The sequence below is a fragment of the Arthrobacter jiangjiafuii genome (assembly GCF_018622995.1).
GTDB lineage: Bacteria > Actinomycetota > Actinomycetes > Actinomycetales > Micrococcaceae > Arthrobacter_B > Arthrobacter_B jiangjiafuii.
The window spans coordinates 639,474-656,437 of sequence record NZ_CP076022.1; the positions used below are offsets into that span (position 1 = coordinate 639,474).

A 16,964-nucleotide genomic window follows, 5' to 3' on the forward strand; every position below is an offset into this window, starting at 1 on the left:
TGGGATGGCGGGGGTTAGCGGTTGCCTGCGTCGGCGTGGACTTCAGCTTCAACCGGCTTGGGGATCAGGAAGGAAACGGCCAGGGCCAAAACCAGAATGATCAGACCGGCAATAATACCGGCGTAGTAGCCTTCGGTGCCCGTGCCGTCCGCCGGGGTGGCAGCCGTCTTGACGGCGTAGATCACCGCGAAGCTGAGCCCGGCGCCCAGGTTGAAGGCGCCGGCGTTCAGGCCCGGCAGGAAGCCGGGGTTCTCCTTGGGGGAAAGCACGATTCCCAGGCCGTTGAGCATGATGTTGCCAATGCCGGCGTAGGTGATGCCGACCAGCACCGAAATGCCCAGCAGGCTCAGCTTGGAATCGCTGCCCACCACCAGCAGCATCAGCGCCAGGGCGATGACGGAGCCGATCGTTCCGATCCGCAGCACCTTGCCATAGCCCCAGCTGGCGGCGAGGCGTCCGGCGAACGGACCGACAACCAGGCCGGCGATGGCGTAGGGCGTCAGCGTCCACCAAGCTGATTCTTCGGCACCCAGCCCGAGGCCCACGGCGCCGTCCTGGGCGAGGGCGGGAATGATGCCATTCATGACGGCAAAAACGCCGGTCATGGTCAGTAGTGTGGTCAGCAGCAGTGCCCAGGTGGAACGCTGCTTGAGCAGGTGCGTAGCCACGAGGGGTTGGGCGGTGCGGTTCTCCACCTTCCAGAAGATGGCGAACGCGATGACGGCAATGACGATGAGCCCGGCCACCAGCGGCCAGTTGGCGGCTGCCAGCTTGCCGGCCTCGTTGAACGCGGTCAGCAGGGTGCCCACCGAGATGACCAGGGGAACCACGCCCACCCAGTCCATCTTTTCCTTCTTCTCCGCCGTGGACTCCGGCGCCAGGAAGATCAGCAGGGCCGCGGCAACAGCGCCCACAACAGCCATGGCCCAGAACACGGACGCGAAGCCGTGGTTCTGTGCCAGGTAGCCGCCGGCAACGGCGTCGACACCGGCAATGCCGCCGTTGACAGCGGTGATCACACCCATCAGGGTGCCGTAGAGCTTCGGTTCACGGATTTCCACCCGCAGCATGATCAGGGCCAGCGGAACCACAGGTCCGGAGACGCCCTGGATCAGGCGGGCAACGAACAGCACTTCAATGCTCGGTGCCAGTGCGGCAACCACGGAGCCGATGGTGAGAACCACCAGCATGCCGCCGAGGACCTTCTTGCGGCCGATTATGTCCCCGAGGCGGGGCAGGAACAGGGAGAACAGGGCGGCGGAAGTGAAGAACGCCGTCTGGGTCAGGCCCACCGCCGCCGAGGTGGTGTTCAGTTCCTCTTCGATGGTGACCAGGGCGGGGGACAGCATGGAGGCGTTCAGCTGGAACGCCACACAGGCGGCCAGCAGTGCCGTCATCAGCACTGCCACGTTTACGCGGCGCTGGGATGTTTCAGTCACAGGTTTACCTCGCCAATTCGCTCCAGGGCGTCCACAACCAGGTCCCAGAACTTCTGGTGATCCAGGTCAACGGCCACGGACGTGTTGCAGTCAGCGGGCGCCGGCGCGCGGAAGTCCGCCACCGTCATGCCCAGGGTCAGGGTGCCGGTCAGCTCGACGTCCAGCGGAACGCGCCGGGTGGTCATGACCGAAGGGTCGATCACGTACGCGACGGCGCACGGGTCATGGACGGGCGGGAAGTCGAAGCCCTGCGCGTCCTTGTAGGTCTTGCCGAAGAATTCCAGCAGTTCACCAACAAACTTGGCCGGCTTGGTGCCCACAGCGGCGATGCGTGCGGCAACCTCGTCGGTAGCCAGCGCCTGATGGGTCAGGTCCAGGCCAACCATGGTCAGCGGCCACTTTTCATTGAAGACAATGTGCGCGGCTTCGGGATCGATCTTGATGTTGAACTCGGCCACCGCGGACCAGTTGCCCACGTGATAGCCGCCGCCCATGAGGACAACTTCCTTGACCCGCTCGGCAAGGCGCGGTTCCTTGCGCACGGCCAGGGCGATGTTGGTCAGCCCGCCGGTCGGCACCAGGGTGACGGTGCCCGGGTCATGGGCCATGACCGTGTCGATGATCAGGTCCACGGCGTGCCGGCGGTCCAGTTCGATGCTCGGCTCGGGCAGTTCGGGGCCGTCCATGCCGGACTCGCCGTGAATATCTGGAGCGTTTTCGATGGTCCGTACGAGCGGGCGCGGACTGCCTGCAGCGAAGGGAACGTTTGTGATATTTGCAACACGGGCAATTGCCAGCGCGTTGCGGGTCACCTTTTCCAGGGTCTGGTTTCCGACGACGGTGGTCACCGCCAGAAGGTCGATCTCCGGGCTGCCGTGGGCCAGCAGCAGGGCGACCGCATCATCATGACCGGGATCGCAGTCGAGGATGATCTTGGTGGGCATAACTTCTCCGCTTCGTTGAGGTTCTAGCTAAGGGACCGCGAAGTCCCGGTGGTGCGGTGCCCCGTTGTGGCGGTCCGAGCCGTGGTGCGCAGCGGTGCGGATACGGGCCGGGCCACGGCGGAGTGCAGCGGACAGCGGAGCGGGTTCGGGGCTGGCCCCAAGACGGTTCGAAGCGCGGCACAGGCCCCGGTAGGGGCGGGCACTGCATTAAAGATAGCGACGATTTTCACCCCGCATTTCCCTCGGGGGGCGGCCGGCCCATTGGCCTCTGCCGCTGATTTGCATACGGCAGGAACGCCACTTAACCTGTGCGCTGCGGCTGCAGCTGCGGCCGTCCGGGCATCTCCTGACAGGTCCCCTCCTGTCAGGATCCCCTAGGAGCGGCGCAGCTTGCCAGCGAGTTTGCTGGAGAGGGCAAGACGGACCGTGGGCCATTCGGACTCAATGATCGAGAAGACGACGACGTCGCGCAGCGTGCCGTCCGTCCAGAGATCCTGGTTGCGCAGGACGCCGTCCTGCTTGGCCCCCAGCCGGGCGATGGCGGCGCGTGAGGGGTGGTTGTGCCAGTGGGTGCGGAATTCCACCGCAATACAGTCCAGGTCCTCGAAGGCGCGGGTGAGCAGCAGCAGCTTCGCTTCGGTGTTGATCATTGTGCGCTGGGCGCTGGCAGCCAGCCATGTGGAGCCGATCTCCAGCCGTCGGTGCTCAGTCCTGATGTTCATGTAAGTGGTCATGCCGCAGACCGCGCCGGTATCGGTGCGTCGGAGCGCAAACGGCACCATGGTCCCGGCGGTGTGCCGCGCCAGCCGTGCCTCGACCTCTGCTGCCATGCCCGACGGCGTCGGAATCCTGGTGTACCAGGTGTTCCACAGTTCGCCGTCATGCACGGCCTCGACCAGCCCGGGGATGTGGCCCGTGGAGAGCGGCTCCAGGATCACGTGCCTCCCGGCAAGGGTGACAGGTGCCAGGAACGACGCCGGTGCGGAGGCGGGCTGCTCACTCATGGGAACAGCGTAAGCCGTGCACCGGCGTCGGGCCGCTGACGAGGGCCTTTTATGACGGCAGGCGGGCCGGGAGCGTGCGGCACCCGGCCCGGGCTGGTGCTATCGGGCGGAGGTGCCCGCGCCGACGGGTTCGCTGCCGGTCCGGTCTCCGGCGTCGGCAGCCTTGGGCTCGATGACGGTTTCGGCCTGCACCGGCTTGGGAATCAGGAACGAGACGGCCAGGGCCAGGGCCAGGATAACCACTCCGGCGATGATGCCGCCGTAGTAGCCCTCCGTGCCGGATCCGTCCGCGGCAGTGGTTGCGGTTTTGGCCGCGTAGATCACGGCGAAGCTGAGCCCGGCGCCGAGGTTGAAGGCTCCGGCGTTCAGGCCCGGCAGGAAGCCGGGGTTCTCCTTGGGGGAGAGCATCACGCCCAAGCCGCTGAGCATGACATTGCCAATACCGGCATAGGTGATGCCGACCAGGATGGACACAGCCAGCAGGCCCAGCCGCGAATCGCTGCCAACGACCGGGAGCATCAGCGCCAGCGCAATGACGGAGCCGATGGTGCCGATCCGCAGCACCTTGGCGTAGCCCCAGCTTCCCGCAAGGCGGCCGGCGAAGGGGCCAATGACCAGGCCCGCGAGGGCGTACGGGGTGATGGTCCACCACGCGGATGCCTCGGCACCCATCCCGAAGCCCACGACGCCGTCCTGCGCCAGGGCGGGAAGGATGCCGTTCATGACCGCAAAGACACCGGTCATGGTCAGCAGCGTGGTCAGCAGCAGCGCCCACGTGGAGCGCTGCTTGAGCAGGTAGGTGGCGATCAAGGGGTGGTCGGTCCGGTTTTCCACCTTCCAGAAGACGGTGAAGGCAACGACGGCGACGACGATGAGCCCGGCCACCAGGAGCCAGTTGGCTGCTGCCAGCTTGCCGGCCTCGTTGAAGGCGGTGAGCAGGGTGCCCACGGAGATGACCAGGGGAACAACGCCCACCCAGTCCATCTTGTCCTTCTTGGCCGCGCTGGATTCGGGCACCGCAAAGATGACCAATGCGGCCGCGATGGCACCCACGACGGCCATGGTCCAGAAGACCGAGGCGAAGCCGTGGTTCTGTGCCAGGTAGCCGCCCGCGATGGCGTCGACCCCGGCGATGCCGCCGTTGACTGCGGCGATAATACCCATCAGGGTTCCGTAACGCTTCGGCTCAGTGACCACCACGCGCAGCATGATCATGGACAGCGCAACTGTGGGCCCTGAAACGCCCTGGATCAGGCGGGCCAGGAACAGCACCTCGACGCTGGGGGCCAGCGCGGCCACCACGGAGCCAACGGTCAGGACCGCCAGCATGCCGCCAAGGACCTTCTTGCGCCCGATGATGTCACCCAGCCGCGGCAGGAACAGGGAGAACAGGGCTGCGGAGGTGAAGAACGCCGTCTGGGTCAGCGCAACCGCTGCAGCGGTGGTGTTCAGCTCCTGCTCGATGGTCACCAGTGCGGGGGAGAGCATGGAAGCGTTCAGCTGGAACGCCATGCAGGCGGCCAGCAGCGCCGTCATCAGTGCGGTCACACTGACGCGGCGTTGGGTTGTTTCACTCACGGGTCTATCACCAATTCGTTGGAAGGCATCCATGGCCAGGGTCTGTGCAAAGTCAGAAACGGCCTCGGAAGGAATGGACGCGTACTAACGATATCGGCGTTTAGGCAGGCGGTTTTCTCCATAGATGGCCTGGCTGCGGTTACCTCCCGCGGCGATTTGGCTGCAGGCGGCGGCAGCTTTATCCTTGTCCGTGCCGCTGGGGGATAGCGGACGCGCGGCGGGAATAACCCGAGGTGCGCCTGCGGTTGAAGTAGATGCAAATGCATGAAACAACCGAGGAGGCCGCCGAGATGGCGCAGCGCAGGATCGTAGTCATTACAGCAGGGCTGGGCGTCCCCTCGTCAAGCCGGATGCTGGCCGACCAGCTCGGCGAGGCAGCCCGGGCGGCATTCGCCGCGGCGGGCAGCGATGCCTCGGTGCGCACATTCGAACTCCGGGAATACGCCGTCGACATCGCCAACAACATGGTGGCCGGCTACGCCCCGCCCAAGCTGGAAGCCCTGATCAACGAGGTGGTCGACGCCGATGCACTGGTAGCAGTGACCCCGGTCTTCACGGCATCAATGAGCGGGCTGTTCAAGTCCTTCTTCGACGTGATCGACAACAGGGCCCTGGACGGCAAGCCAGTGATCCTCGGAGCCACCGGCGGCAGCGCCCGGCACTCCATGGTCCTGGACTTCGCGATGCGGCCCATGTTCAGCTATCTGCGCGCCAGGACAACCCCCACCGCCGTCTATGCGGCCCCCGGCGACTGGGGTTCCGGCGACGCCGGAGCAGCCACCCTGGATTCCCGCGTACGCCGGGCAGCCGCCGAACTGGTGGCACTGCTCGGCGCACAGCCCGTTCAGCCCTCTCAGCCCCCTCAGCTCTCCGGGGACCGGCAGCTGCCGGCCCGGCCCGATCCCTTGGCATCGCTGCCGTTCGAGGAGCTGCTGGCCCAAACCCAGCGGAGATAGGCGAGGGACAGGGGGATAGGTGCTCGGGGATAGGGGCGCGCCGGGTCGGGCGCCCGTCCCGAGCGCCGCCGCTTCCTGCCTTTCCTGGCGGCGCATGCGGAATTAGACTCGCAGGAACCGGCCCGATACCGCCCCGCCCGGTGGCACTGGGAACCCCTCCAGCCGCAGGAGCCGTCCATGGCCAAGCATGCTGACCCCTTCAATCCGACCCCGGCATCTGCCTCGGGTCCTGTGGTGCCCGCCCCTTCCATTGCCATTCTTCCCGCGCCCACCGCCGAGCTTGCCGCCGCCGTCACGGGCGGGGGCGGCGTCGTCGAGCCTCTTTCCGACACCACGGTTGGGGTGGTGCTGGCCGATGCTGTGGGCGCCGCTGAGCTGGAAAAGGTCCTTGACGAGCACCCCGGCATTCGCTGGATCCAGCTTTATCTCGCCGGGGTGGACCAGTATGAGCACCTCATGCGGGCCAACCGCGCCCGCGAGTGGACCAGCGGCAAGGGCGCCTTCGGCCAGCCGGTGGGGGAGTTCGCGCTCACCCTGACACTGGCGATCATGCGCGGTATTCCCGTATTCCCGTCTTCGCGCGGGCGGAGCGCTGGGGGCCGCCGCGGGGAACGTCCCTGCACAGCCGAAATGTGGTCCTGGTCGGCGCCGGGGGTGTCGGCTCCGAAATCCTGCGGTTGCTGCAGGCATTCACCGACCACGTCACTGTGGTCCGGGCGCACAACCGGCCGGTGCCCGGAGCGGACGGTGACTGATGACGGGCTGGACGAGGCCCTGGCGGGCGCCGACGTCGTGATCCTTGCCGCGGCGATGACGGGCGGCACCGAGCACCTCATCGACGCCAGACGGCTCGCGCTGCTGCGGCCCGAAGCGTTCCTGGTCAACATCAGCCGCGGACCCATGGTGGACACGGAGGCACTGGTTACGGCACTTGCCGGCGGGAAACTGGCCGGTGCAGCGCTGGACGTCACGGATCCGCAGCCGTTGCCCGAAGGGCACCCGCTCTGGGCCGAACCGCGGGCCCTGATCACGCCGCACACCGCCGAAACCCCCGACATGGTGGCTCCGCTGCTGGCCGCCCGGGTCCAGGAGAACGTGCGCCGGTTCTCCGCCGGGCAGCCGCTGGACGGCAAGGTGGACGTGGACGAAGGCTACTGACCATCGTGCCTGACAGCGGCGCCGGTCTGCGGGCTGGGGCCTACTGGGCCAGGACCTGGCGGATGAACTGCTCGGTCCGGGACTGCAAGCCGTCGATCCGCTCCTTGATGACCACTTCGGGATCGGGATGGATGGGGGAGGGCTCAACCTCGGCGCGCACGCTCTGGGTGCAGATGAAATCGGCGTGGATCAGGGTGCCTACCGAATTGCCGTTGCGGCCCGATGCTCCTGCCCTCCGCGCCACATAAAGGAACACTTCGTCCTTGGATTTCACGTCCTGGCACAGGGCGCACATGACCCGCCGGTTTTTGGGGGCGGCGATATCGGGAGCGCGCAGCAGCACGCCGACAACCGACCCTTCAAAGGGCGCCAGCAGGTAGCCGCGCTTGGGCATTTTGTGATCCCGCCAGCCCAGCTGTTCCAGGTTCTCCCAGTCCAGGGATTCCAAGTCCTGGGGAAGGTTCAGTGCGGCAGTTTCCGAGCGGCTGGCATTAATGAAGGAGCGGCGGATCTCTGATTCGGTGAGCGGCTGCATCAAACTCCAGTGGGCGGGTGCTGCTAGGCGATGGGCGCACCAAGTCTAGCAACCCGGCCTCCACCCCGGGTGGAACCGCCTGACCATCGGCAAGCACAAAAGCGATAGTGCATAGACCCGGGTTAGTCCCGGAATTCCTCGCGAACCGGCTTTAGATGGAATGGGACGTCGTCGCCGGTGACCGCGGGGAAGTCGCAGGTGAATTCTCCGCGGTAGCCGAAGAGGAAACCGAACAGTGGATTCCTCACCTGCAGCTGGATGGTGAAGACCTGGCGGGCGTCGTCAAACGCCTCGTACAGATCCGCGCTGCCGGTCAGGAACCCCGGCACGGTGAAGCTGAGGGGACCCTCATGGAACCGCAGCGCTGTCGAGCGCAGATGCAGCGACCCGTCCTCACGCACCGCCAGCTGCAGATCGGTGGCCAAGTGCTGGTGCGTGCCCAGATAGTCGACGACGGCGCCGCGGCCGGGGCTGTAGATCATCGTGGCGTCGAACCGCCGGCGCCTGCCGGGACGGATGTCCAGGGTCCGGATGAACGTGACCGTGGGGCGGCCAAACCTGTCGATGTAGGGGTAGTTCTCGATGGTGAACGGCACATTGGTGCCCTGATCGGGGAAGAGGATGTTGCGGAACGCGCCGAACTTCAGGAATGGCACAGTCCACCACGCGCCACGGCGGACCTCGGCAAAAACACCGTTGCCTACGCAGGCATAACCGGCGCCGGGATCCACTCCAAAGCGGCGCTGCAGCATCGGGTGCAATCGGTCAAAGTCGTCGCCGAGAGCCTGCCGGAAGACGGACTCCGATGTGGTGGCCGGCTGCGCCGGTTGTGCCGGTGCGCCGGTTTGGTTGCGCGCTGCGCTCGCGGTACTCATGCCGGCTCCGGCAGCGTGGCCAGGTGCGAGGGCGCTTGGGAATTCCGCCGGTCCGTTGGGGAGCGGAGGCATCTGCCGGCCCGCGGCACACGGGGGCCGGCAGGAGCGCGCAGTACGGCGGCGAGCAGGGCGACGGCGGCCGGCAGGGCCGCTAGGACAGTGGTGACGCTTCGGTTGCGGGCGGCGGCTGTGAGCAGGGCAGCGGCGGCACCCATCCCGGCGGTGCGCGTGGCCGCATCGACGAGCCACGCATTGCGGGCGGTTGCCGGATCAAGATCCTGTTCCGCCCATAGCCGCAGCCGGTCAAAGCTCAGGGCTGTGGCCCAGCCCAAGGCCGGTCGGATGAGGCGGGCATCGAGGACCGTTCCCAACAGGCCCCAACCCGGCTGGTAGGTGTAACCGGTGCTGAACCGGACACCGCCGTCGTACGGCTGGTACCGCCAGTATCCGGAACCGGGCCCAATCGGTGAGAGAGCGTCGGCGGTGGTGAATTTCAGGACGGACGTGGCATGGCCGTCCGTGCCGGTCCGGGTGCCCAGCGAGGTCCCGGTGCCGGTGATGGTGTGGAACGGAAGCCGGAATTCGTAGCTGAACCGCTGCGTGCCGTCAGCCTCCGACCGGGTAGGACGAATGGCGGTGAATCGCAGGTCCCAGCGGGGGTGCAGCCCGGTGTCCTGGCTGAGCTGCCAGAGCCGGTCCATGTCAGCTGCAATTGGTATTTCAACGTAGATCTGCCCCGCGGCCCTTTTCCCCATGGCGGGAGCCTAACCCATCAACTGCGCCGGGAAGTGCAGCCGGCCCCCGGGTCTAAGTGACCGGCGGCTTGTCCTTTGATTCGTCCCAGCCGAGGTTGGTGGCCATCCGCTGCAGCACTGTCACCAGGGCCGTGTATTCCTCCTCGGAAATGTTTTCCGTGAGCTGTTCGCGGATGCGCTCGACGGCGCCGCGCAGGTTTTCGAGGCTGCGGCGGCCCAGATCCGTGAGCTGGTACTGGCCATCGTCCAACGCAACCCATTCGCTTTCGCGCAGTTCCTCGATGAGTTCCACTGAGGTGCCGGTTTCGACGACGGGAAAGAACGGTTTCAAGCCGTCGGTGAGCTGCTTTTCCGTGGCCGGACCGTCGGTCAGCAGGTTCATCATCTGCCACTGCCGCCGGGTAACGCCGTGTTCTTCGAAACTGGAGCCGAATTCGTCATCTACCAGTTGGTCTACAAGCTTGAGCCAGAATCCGATGGGACGTTCGTCAGTAGCCATTCCCCCACTGTACAAATCAAACGGGGTGCTGGGAATGGCCCGCTGGCGGCGTCTGAGGGGACCGCCATTCTCCAGGGAGGAGGGCGTCGTTCCCCCGGGGAGTGAAGTCAGAGCAGGGCACGGGTGCCGCAGCGGGAGCAGGGGCCGGACCGCGCCAGATCCAGGCACACCACGCAAACCGGGAGCTGGCCGTTGTCATCACGCAGTGGACGGTTGGGCATCGGCTTGCCGCAAAACGGGACGGGCCGCCGGGCATGGTGCATGGCACGGCGCTTGCAGGGCGTGCAGAAGATATGCACCAGGTCATCTTCATCCTTCGGCCGGACATTCAAAGGGCGTATAAGAGTGGATTCCTGAGTGCTCATGTTCCTTTCCTGATGACAGCACGGAAAAACACGCAGCCAGCCAGACAAACTGACTGTTTTCCAGATTAATCGTGCCGCTGAGGGGCTCCGATCCGGGGCAGCCCTGCGGTCCCTTGCAATTCCTTGCAGCTAAGCGGATTGCGCAGGTTCCGCCGCACAGGAAGGTGCCCAAATTCATACGGTGACGCCGGCATGAAACCCGGCTGTGCCCTGTGGATCCGGAACCAGCCGGACGACCTGCCGTCTGACCTGATACCTGCCGCGTGGGAGCTGCTGCGTCAGTCGAGCAGGGCCCGGATATCGTCGGCGGTGAGCGCGGAACTGAACACGGCGTCGTCGTCCATCACTGAACTGAACAGCTTGGCCTTCTGCTCCTTGAGGGCCATGACCTTTTCCTCGATGGTGCCGCGGGCGACCATCCGGTAGACCATCACATTGCGGGTCTGCCCGATCCGGTGGGTGCGGTCCACTGCCTGCGATTCCGCGGCGGGGTTCCACCACGGGTCAAGCAGGAACACGTAGTCGGCCTCGGTCAGGTTCAGGCCGAAGCCGCCGGCCTTGAGGCTGATCAGGAAGACCGGCGCCTTGCCGTCCTTGAACGAGTTGATGACGTCGCCACGGTTGCGGGTGGAGCCGTCCAGATAGGCATACGGAATGCCTGCCGCGTCCAGCCGCTCGGCGGCCTTCTTGAGGAAGGAGGTGAACTGGCTGAAGATAAGCGCCCGGTGCCCCTCGGCGGTGACGTCTTCGAGCTGTTCGAAGAGCGCGTCGAGTTTGGCTGAGGGGACGCCGGCGTAGTCCTCGTCCACCAGCGAGGCATCCAGGCTCAGCATCCGGAGCAGGGTCAGGGAGCGGAAGACGATCATCCGGTTGCGGTCCAGATCTTTGATCAGGCCCATCAGCTTCTGCCGCTCGCGCTGCAGATGCATCTCGTAGATCTTGCGGTGCTTGGGGCTCAGCTCCACTTCGAGGACCTGTTCCTGCTTCTCGGGCAGGTCCTTGGCCACGGCTTCCTTGGTGCGCCGCATCAGCAGCGGGCGGATCCGGCGCCGCATCCGGGCGAGCAGCTTGGCATCTTCGCCGCGCTCGATGGGCCGCTGGTATTCCTCGATGAATTTGCGGGCCGACGGGAACAGCCCCGGTGCCACGATGGCGAACAGGCTCCACAGTTCGAGCAGGTTGTTTTCCATGGGCGTACCGGTGATCGCCAGCTTGAACGGCGCTTGCAGGTCCCTGGCGCACTGGTGGGCTCGGGTGGTCCTGTTCTTGACGAACTGCGCCTCGTCCAGGATCAGCCCGTCCCATTCCAGATTGCGGTAGGAGGCAAAGTCCAGCCGGAAGACCGCATAGGAGGTGATGACGATGTCGGCGTCAGCGGTCAGGTCGGCCAGCGGGACCTTGGATTTGGCGGTGGTGTCGGGGATGGCCACCGCACGCAGGCCCGGCGTGAAGCGGGCCGCTTCGGAGAGCCAGTTGGGCACCACCGAGGTGGGCGCGACGACAAGGAAGGGGCGGCGCGGGGCCGAGACTCCTTCCAGAGCGGGGGCGGCGCCGTCGTCGGCAGCCTCACCCGGAGCGGAAGCGGCACCGAGAAGCGCGGCGCCGTCGTCGGCCTGTTGGCGGGCGTGCGCCAGCAGCGCCAGGGTCTGCAGGGTTTTGCCCAGTCCCATATCGTCGGCCAGGATGCCGCCCAGCCCGTGCTGCCAGAGGAAGGCGAGCCAGTTGAATCCTTCGGCCTGATAGGGGCGCAGTTCGGCCTTGAGCCCGCTGGGCAGCGGCACCGGTGCCACTGATTCCAGCTCCAGCAGCCCGGTCACCGAAGCCCGCCAGGCGGCGGCCTGCTCGGTTTCTTCGGCCAGTTCCTCCAGCTCGGACCACAATCCGGCCTGGTACCGGCTGATGGTCATTTCGCCGGTTTCCCATTCCTGCAGGCCTTCGGCTTCCTCGAGCAGGGCATGCAATTGGGCGAATTCCGGCCGGTCCAGGGCCAGGTAGGTGCGGTCGGGCAGGAGCAGTTTGGTCTTGCCCTGGGACAGGGCCTTGAACACATCGGCGAAGGGCACGAGGCGGCCGTCCACCGTGATCATGATGCCCAGATCGAACCAGTCCCGCCGCTCGGTTTCCACCGTGGTGATGCGAAGCTCAGGGACGCTGGTGAGCTCGCGGTAATTGTGCCGCTCACCGATGACGTCCACCCGGACGCCGTCGACCTTTTCGATCTTGGGCAGCAGATACTCGGTGAACTCGGCGGTATCGATGCCCGAGTAGGAGCGGCTGCGCGGCACTGATCCGAGGGCCTTGCCCACGTTGGTCAGCAGTTCCGCTTCAGCAGCCACATCACGGTAGTCCGCGGCCGGATCTGGACGGGTGCCGAGCGGGAAGCGCGTGATGTCACCGCCCTGCCGGTACTCCCATTCCCAGTCCAGGAACAGCTCGTCCTCCGGCTGGAAGGACGCCGTGAGCACCAGCAGCGGCGGGGAGATTTCGGGGAATTCCACCGAATTGTCGCTGCTGGTCACCGGCAGGACCTGGCGGAGCTTGGGGTAGAACTTCTCCAGGAAGAGGGGTGCATCGCCTTCCGGGATCATGACGGGGGCGCCCTTCAACAGCAGCCCCTTGTCCTGGTCGGTGAGCGGCCGGGCGGTGGGAGCCAGGGCGATGACGTTCTCGGGGCTCCGCACATAGATTCCGTGCCCGGCGACCAATCCGGCCGCGTCGGTGGGATAGGGGTGGCCGTCGATTTCCAGCACCGGCAGCAGCTGCAGGGGGCCGGGGCCGTCGGCTTCGGCGGCGCGGATGTCCAGGGACAGGGTGGCCCGCTTTCCGAGCTGCACCGTGGTGTCCTTTTTGGTGCCGACGAACTCAACACCGATGCGCCGGGCCTCTTCCAGGAGCTGCCACAGCAGGGGGTTGGAGAAGTCGTCCAGGTAGAGCCAGGAATCGTTCTGGCCGAAGTAGCTCACACCGTTGGAGCGGTGCAGGGCAGGGAACTGGGAGAACCAGCGGTGCTGTTCAGGATTCAGTTTCAGCCCGTAGGTCTGGTACGCGATGTTGCTCCAGGCCAGGTTGTTCTTGACCCAGTTGCCCTTGGTATTGCGGACCACGGGACGGACCCCCAGCCGGAAGGCGGTGGCCCGGTGCGCGCTGCGCGGTGCGGGAGTTCCCCAGCGGGTGCCGATTCCGGCGTCGGACGGGCGTAGTTCGAATTGCAGGGCCAACGGGGTTGCCGCCGCAGGAGTGCCGGTCAGTGCACCCAGGTCTGCGTCGATCAGGGTCTGCAGTGATTCCTGCCAGGCAGGAACTGCCGTTTTGCCGGGGATGCCCGGGCGGATGAACTCCTGCCGCGCGATCAGGTGGTCGGTGTTGCTCTGCAGCGCGACGGCGGCGACGTGCTTGCAGTCAAACCCCACCGGGCAGCTGCAGTGGTTGTCCAGGAGCCGGTAGTCGCCCTGCCGTTTTTCACCCAGCTGCAGCATGGTGCGGTACGGAACGGAGGAATGCCCCCGGACCTTGGCCCGCAGCACTTCGGCTTGCGGATCCCACTCCATCGTGTCCACCGCGCCGCCTTTGGCGTAGGTCTGGCCGCGTTGAAAGGCGGCGCCGCCCACGACGCGGATGATGTCGGTGACATCGATCAGAGGCGGTGAGGAAGGCATGTTTTTATCGTCTCACGCACTCCCGACACTTCCGCGACTGATGTCTGGGACTGCGGATCCATGACACCCCAGCTTGGTTCCTGCAAACCTCGGGTAGAACCGCTAGCATCTGAGGAGCGCAGATCACAATGGAGTGGTCTGCGTCTTTCCTGTCACTTCCTGCGGTCCGCCGATTCGGTTGATCCGGCCTTGGCACAGGCGGCGGTGACGAAAGCGTAGACCGAACGGGTGAACTCCTCGTCGGGTTTCAGCAGCAGCTGCCCCGACCACTCTCCTGCCGTGATATCCACCGGCAGCCTGGTGCCTGCCTTGTCTTCCGCGATGGCGTGGGGATCGCAGCGCGCCGGCAGGACAGACACCTCCACCACTGAGGCAGAGCCCGTGCCCGCAATGGATAGATTCCGGGGCCAGGGCTGCTCCGGGTCCTCCGTCAGCAAGGTTGTTCCGCGGATGCCGTTTAGCTCCATGTCCCCGCTGTTTCCGGTCGGGACTACGGAAAGGCGGACGACGGCGGTCCTCTGGTCCGGGGCGACGTCCAATTCGCCAGGGAGGCTTAGCTCCGCCACCTCGCGTGCCGCTTGCCCCAGACAATCCTGGTGTTGCAGCGAGGAAAGAACTTCATGGGGATCCGTTGCCGGAAACTGATGCTCCGCTCCGTCCAGCGTTAGGAACACTATTGGCTGCGGGGACGGGGACGGGGACGGGGACGGGGACGGGGACGGGGACGGACGTGGCGGTGGAGTTGGGGCCGGGGCAGGGGAGGGTGCCGGGACCGGGGAGGGCGCCCGGGGTGCGGACGGCGCCGTGGTTGGGGATTTACGCGGCGATGCTCCCGGGTCTGCTGCTGCCTGGCCGCAGTTGGCTGCCGTTAGCGGAACAGGCAGGGCCACAGTTGCGCCGGAACGCAGGACGCTTGATCCCGAAGGACCGGGAGTCCAGAAGGGCATGCCGTCAAAAAGCGGCGTGGCGAGCTTGGCCGCCGTAATGGAAACCGGTGCTGCAGTCCCGTTGAAAACACGAATGCTGATGATGCGCTCGCCGATGTTCAGCCTCATGGCGTTGAGGCTGACGGTGATGCCACCGTCTGGTGAGGGCGAGGCTGACGGCCTGGATGAGGGCGGCAAGGACGGCGAGGACGACGGCGGCGATGAGTCCGACGGCCAGGGCTCGGGCGTGGGGGACGGCGCAGGCAGCGACTGCGTGACTGTCCCGGGCGCAGGCTCCGAAGGTTCCCCTTGCGTGCATGCTGCCATCGCCAGGGCCAAGCAGCCGGCAATCAGCAGCCCGCTCAACCGGCTCGCGGGGCGCCGTTGTTTTCCCGTAGAGCGGGTCTTACGTGCTCTGACTTGATCTTTGCATTGATCGCTGCCGGGACATGGCATGGGTGCATAGTAGATCCAAGGCCGCATCCGGAACAGCAGAATCTATGGAATTGCTCCGGGCCCCAAACATTTGATCGTCAGAATGGTGGAGGATCCGACTCGTACCCCTCGGGAACGGGAGAGCCCACTGGTGCTGGAGCAGAGCCTGGTGCAGTGGCGGGCGGTTTCGGAATTCCTGGCGGTTTCGAAACCAAGGCGAGGTGCGGATCGGTGCGGTAGGTCCGCCCACCCGGTGAGGTCCACTCGATAATCCCCGCTTCCGGTTGGCAGGCCTTCCAGAACCCTTCGGTTTTGAACATGTGGTGCCGCCGGCAGAGGTGCTCGAGATTGTCGTGATCGGTTTTCCCGCCCTGCGCCCAGGGTCGGGTGTGGTCGATCTCGGAGATCACGGCGTTCGACCGGCACCCCGGGAACCGGCAGGTTCCGTCCCGTGCGCGCAGCCAGCGCTGAAGTCCGGCCGGGATCTTTCGTCGTCGGCCCACCCTCAGGATTTCCTCAGTCTCGGGATCCCGTTCGACCGGTGTCCATTTCGCTGCTTCCCGGGCCATCCGGCGGGCGGTTTCCGGGCTGATGGGTCCGTAACCATGCAACTCTGCCGGCTGTTCGTCCGCGCCGAAGAGGGTTTCGGCGTTGATCAGCACCAGGATCTCGCCCCGTGCCCGGTTGCTGTTGGTCTTTCCGCCGCCGCTGGGGGTTTTGCCGCACGAGGTATCCCGGTCGTCATGGTCCAGCAGCAGGTCCTCGAGAATGTCTGCCCGCAACTGATCCACCATCCGCGGGTCCCCGGCGGACTGCTCACCCCGGGCGGCCTTCGAAAGCTGAGTGAAGATCGCTTGCGCCTTCTCCGCGGGCAGGAACGCCGAGAGCCAGGACATTCCGTCACAGCCCGGGTCCAGCACCACGCGGCGCTTCTCAAACGCCGTGCGTTGCCGTTTCTGAATCGTCTCCGGATATTTGTTCTCCCGCAGCCGCCGGGCCTTGACCCGGAACTGGGAACCCGTCTGCCCCGCAACCGCCACCGCCAACAGTTCCGCTTCGAAGCCCGGCAGTTCACCGGCGGGAATGTTCTGGGACTGATCCAACACCGCCTGAACATGTCCGTAGCTCAGCGCCCCGGACTCGAGTTTCGCGAGCGTGGCGGAGTGCGTGTCACAGAGGGTTCCGGCTTCGTTCATCCGCATGGCAGCGGTGCCCGTGGGGACCCCGAGGATGGTCGCGGCTTCCTCGGCGGCGAGACTGAACGCCAAACCCGGCTCGAGTTTCCCTGATGCGAAGAACATTTCGTCCCGGAAGATGCCCTCGATCCGGTGCAGGACTTTGGCCTGCTGCGCCTGCACCCACCTGCCCAGCTGATCCAGCCGGGTCAACACCACCCCTGCCTGGTCCTGATCCAGAATTTCGACGCCCTGCAGGACCAAGGATCCGGTGAAGGAATCCAGGCCGGCGTCGAAAACCGACCGGCTGCGCTGCGCCGCGGTCGCGCCCGCCCCGCCACAACCGCCGTCGGCCCCACCGCCGCCGTCGTCGCCGCCGGCCTCGTTGCCGGGAAAAGTCCTGTCCTGATCCATGTCTTCAGGCTTTCATCTGCCTCTGACATTTCCGGGTCAAAATCAGCCCAAAAGACCCCGAAAAGGGGCCTTTTCCGGGTCTTGAAATACCTGTCTTTTTGGACAGGACTACCTACCCGGGGCGTTCCCTTACCTACGAGGATCGCCGGTGCGCGACACCTACGAGGATCGCCGGTGCGCGACACCTACGAGGATCGCCGGTGCGCGACACCTACGAGGATCGCCGGTGCGCGACACCTACGAGGATCGC

At 65.8% G+C, this 16,964-nt stretch carries 15 protein-coding genes; 3 read left to right on the forward strand and 12 right to left on the reverse strand.

What is annotated here, in order from left to right; genetic code table 11:
• Positions 1-14: 14 nt before the first annotated feature.
• From uriT (KKR91_RS03160) to uriT (KKR91_RS03175), 4 genes are all read right to left on the reverse strand, one after another.
• A complete protein-coding gene (gene uriT, locus KKR91_RS03160; protein ID WP_273544910.1) occupies positions 15-1,439 on the reverse strand; it encodes a uridine transporter UriT in 1,425 nt (474 codons plus the stop codon).
• Entirely contained in the window at positions 1,436-2,383 is a 948-nt protein-coding gene (uriH, locus tag KKR91_RS03165; RefSeq protein ID WP_210231659.1) for a uridine-preferring nucleoside hydrolase UriH, read from the reverse strand. The genes uriT (KKR91_RS03160) and uriH overlap by 4 nt, the downstream gene beginning before the upstream one ends.
• 374 nt (positions 2,384-2,757) lie before the next feature.
• On the reverse strand, positions 2,758-3,387 hold the full coding sequence (locus tag KKR91_RS03170; RefSeq protein WP_210231658.1) for a GNAT family N-acetyltransferase: 630 nt from the start codon (positions 3,385-3,387) through the stop codon (positions 2,758-2,760).
• Positions 3,388-3,486: 99 nt separating this feature from the next.
• On the reverse strand, positions 3,487-4,965 hold the full coding sequence (gene uriT / locus KKR91_RS03175; protein ID WP_273544911.1) for a uridine transporter UriT: 1,479 nt from the start codon (positions 4,963-4,965) through the stop codon (positions 3,487-3,489).
• 260 nt (positions 4,966-5,225) lie between these two features.
• Between uriT (KKR91_RS03175) and KKR91_RS03180 the strand changes: the two genes are divergently transcribed.
• On the forward strand, positions 5,226-5,921 hold the full coding sequence (locus KKR91_RS03180; protein ID WP_237687466.1) for a CE1759 family FMN reductase: 696 nt from the start codon (positions 5,226-5,228) through the stop codon (positions 5,919-5,921).
• Between the two features lie 630 nt (positions 5,922-6,551).
• On the forward strand, positions 6,552-7,079 hold the full coding sequence (locus KKR91_RS17175; RefSeq protein ID WP_420481432.1) for an NAD(P)-dependent oxidoreductase: 528 nt from the start codon (positions 6,552-6,554) through the stop codon (positions 7,077-7,079).
• A gap of 40 nt (positions 7,080-7,119) precedes the next feature.
• Here the strand turns inward: KKR91_RS17175 and KKR91_RS03190 are convergent, their stop codons facing one another.
• From KKR91_RS03190 to KKR91_RS03220, 7 genes are all read right to left on the reverse strand, one after another.
• Positions 7,120-7,614, reverse strand: coding sequence for an FBP domain-containing protein (locus tag KKR91_RS03190; protein WP_210231655.1), 495 nt, complete (start codon positions 7,612-7,614; stop codon positions 7,120-7,122).
• A gap of 122 nt (positions 7,615-7,736) precedes the next feature.
• Positions 7,737-8,489 (reverse strand): DUF4166 domain-containing protein, encoded by a 753-nt coding sequence (locus KKR91_RS03195; protein WP_210231654.1) that lies wholly within the window; start codon positions 8,487-8,489, stop codon positions 7,737-7,739.
• Positions 8,486-9,244 carry an SRPBCC family protein gene (locus tag KKR91_RS03200; protein ID WP_210231653.1) on the reverse strand — a complete coding sequence of 253 codons (759 nt, stop codon included), beginning with the start codon at positions 9,242-9,244 and terminating at the stop codon, positions 8,486-8,488. The genes KKR91_RS03195 and KKR91_RS03200 overlap by 4 nt, the downstream gene beginning before the upstream one ends.
• 52 nt (positions 9,245-9,296) lie before the next feature.
• A complete protein-coding gene (locus tag KKR91_RS03205) occupies positions 9,297-9,743 on the reverse strand; it encodes a MarR family winged helix-turn-helix transcriptional regulator (protein ID WP_210231652.1) in 447 nt (148 codons plus the stop codon).
• Between the two features lie 107 nt (positions 9,744-9,850).
• On the reverse strand, positions 9,851-10,108 hold the full coding sequence (locus tag KKR91_RS03210; RefSeq protein ID WP_210234345.1) for a hypothetical protein: 258 nt from the start codon (positions 10,106-10,108) through the stop codon (positions 9,851-9,853).
• A gap of 278 nt (positions 10,109-10,386) precedes the next feature.
• On the reverse strand, positions 10,387-13,764 hold the full coding sequence (locus KKR91_RS03215) for a DEAD/DEAH box helicase (protein WP_210231651.1): 3,378 nt from the start codon (positions 13,762-13,764) through the stop codon (positions 10,387-10,389).
• A 152-nt stretch (positions 13,765-13,916) separates the two neighbouring features.
• Positions 13,917-14,231 carry a hypothetical protein gene (locus KKR91_RS03220; RefSeq protein ID WP_210231650.1) on the reverse strand — a complete coding sequence of 105 codons (315 nt, stop codon included), beginning with the start codon at positions 14,229-14,231 and terminating at the stop codon, positions 13,917-13,919.
• A 478-nt stretch (positions 14,232-14,709) separates the two neighbouring features.
• On the opposite strand from KKR91_RS03220, the gene KKR91_RS03225 reads away from it, so the two are divergent.
• Positions 14,710-15,114, forward strand: a complete 405-nt coding sequence (locus KKR91_RS03225; RefSeq protein ID WP_210231649.1) for a hypothetical protein — start codon at positions 14,710-14,712, stop codon at positions 15,112-15,114.
• Positions 15,115-15,223: 109 nt separating this feature from the next.
• On the opposite strand, the gene KKR91_RS03230 is transcribed toward KKR91_RS03225, so the two are convergent.
• On the reverse strand, positions 15,224-16,714 hold the full coding sequence (locus KKR91_RS03230; RefSeq protein WP_210231648.1) for an HNH endonuclease: 1,491 nt from the start codon (positions 16,712-16,714) through the stop codon (positions 15,224-15,226).
• Positions 16,715-16,964 lie beyond the last annotated feature (250 nt).

Excerpts from the sequence above, each read along its gene's own strand:
- uriH (WP_210231659.1), bottom strand. The coding sequence starts at position 2,383 with ATGCCCACCAAGATCATCCTCGACTGCGATCCCGGTCATGATGATGCG.
- KKR91_RS03170 (WP_210231658.1), bottom strand. The coding sequence starts at position 3,387 with ATGAGTGAGCAGCCCGCCTCCGCACCGGCGTCGTTCCTGGCACCTGTC.
- KKR91_RS03180 (WP_237687466.1), top strand. The coding sequence starts at position 5,226 with ATGCATGAAACAACCGAGGAGGCCGCCGAGATGGCGCAGCGCAGGATC.
- KKR91_RS17175 (WP_420481432.1), top strand. The coding sequence starts at position 6,552 with ATGTGGTCCTGGTCGGCGCCGGGGGTGTCGGCTCCGAAATCCTGCGGT.
- KKR91_RS03190 (WP_210231655.1), bottom strand. The coding sequence starts at position 7,614 with ATGCAGCCGCTCACCGAATCAGAGATCCGCCGCTCCTTCATTAATGCC.
- KKR91_RS03195 (WP_210231654.1), bottom strand. The coding sequence starts at position 8,489 with ATGAGTACCGCGAGCGCAGCGCGCAACCAAACCGGCGCACCGGCACAA.
- KKR91_RS03200 (WP_210231653.1), bottom strand. The coding sequence starts at position 9,244 with ATGGGGAAAAGGGCCGCGGGGCAGATCTACGTTGAAATACCAATTGCA.
- KKR91_RS03205 (WP_210231652.1), bottom strand. The coding sequence starts at position 9,743 with ATGGCTACTGACGAACGTCCCATCGGATTCTGGCTCAAGCTTGTAGAC.
- KKR91_RS03210 (WP_210234345.1), bottom strand. The coding sequence starts at position 10,108 with ATGAGCACTCAGGAATCCACTCTTATACGCCCTTTGAATGTCCGGCCG.
- KKR91_RS03215 (WP_210231651.1), bottom strand. The coding sequence starts at position 13,764 with ATGCCTTCCTCACCGCCTCTGATCGATGTCACCGACATCATCCGCGTC.
- KKR91_RS03220 (WP_210231650.1), bottom strand. The coding sequence starts at position 14,231 with ATGGAGCTAAACGGCATCCGCGGAACAACCTTGCTGACGGAGGACCCG.
- KKR91_RS03225 (WP_210231649.1), top strand. The coding sequence starts at position 14,710 with ATGCCGTCAAAAAGCGGCGTGGCGAGCTTGGCCGCCGTAATGGAAACC.
- KKR91_RS03230 (WP_210231648.1), bottom strand. The coding sequence starts at position 16,714 with ATGGATCAGGACAGGACTTTTCCCGGCAACGAGGCCGGCGGCGACGAC.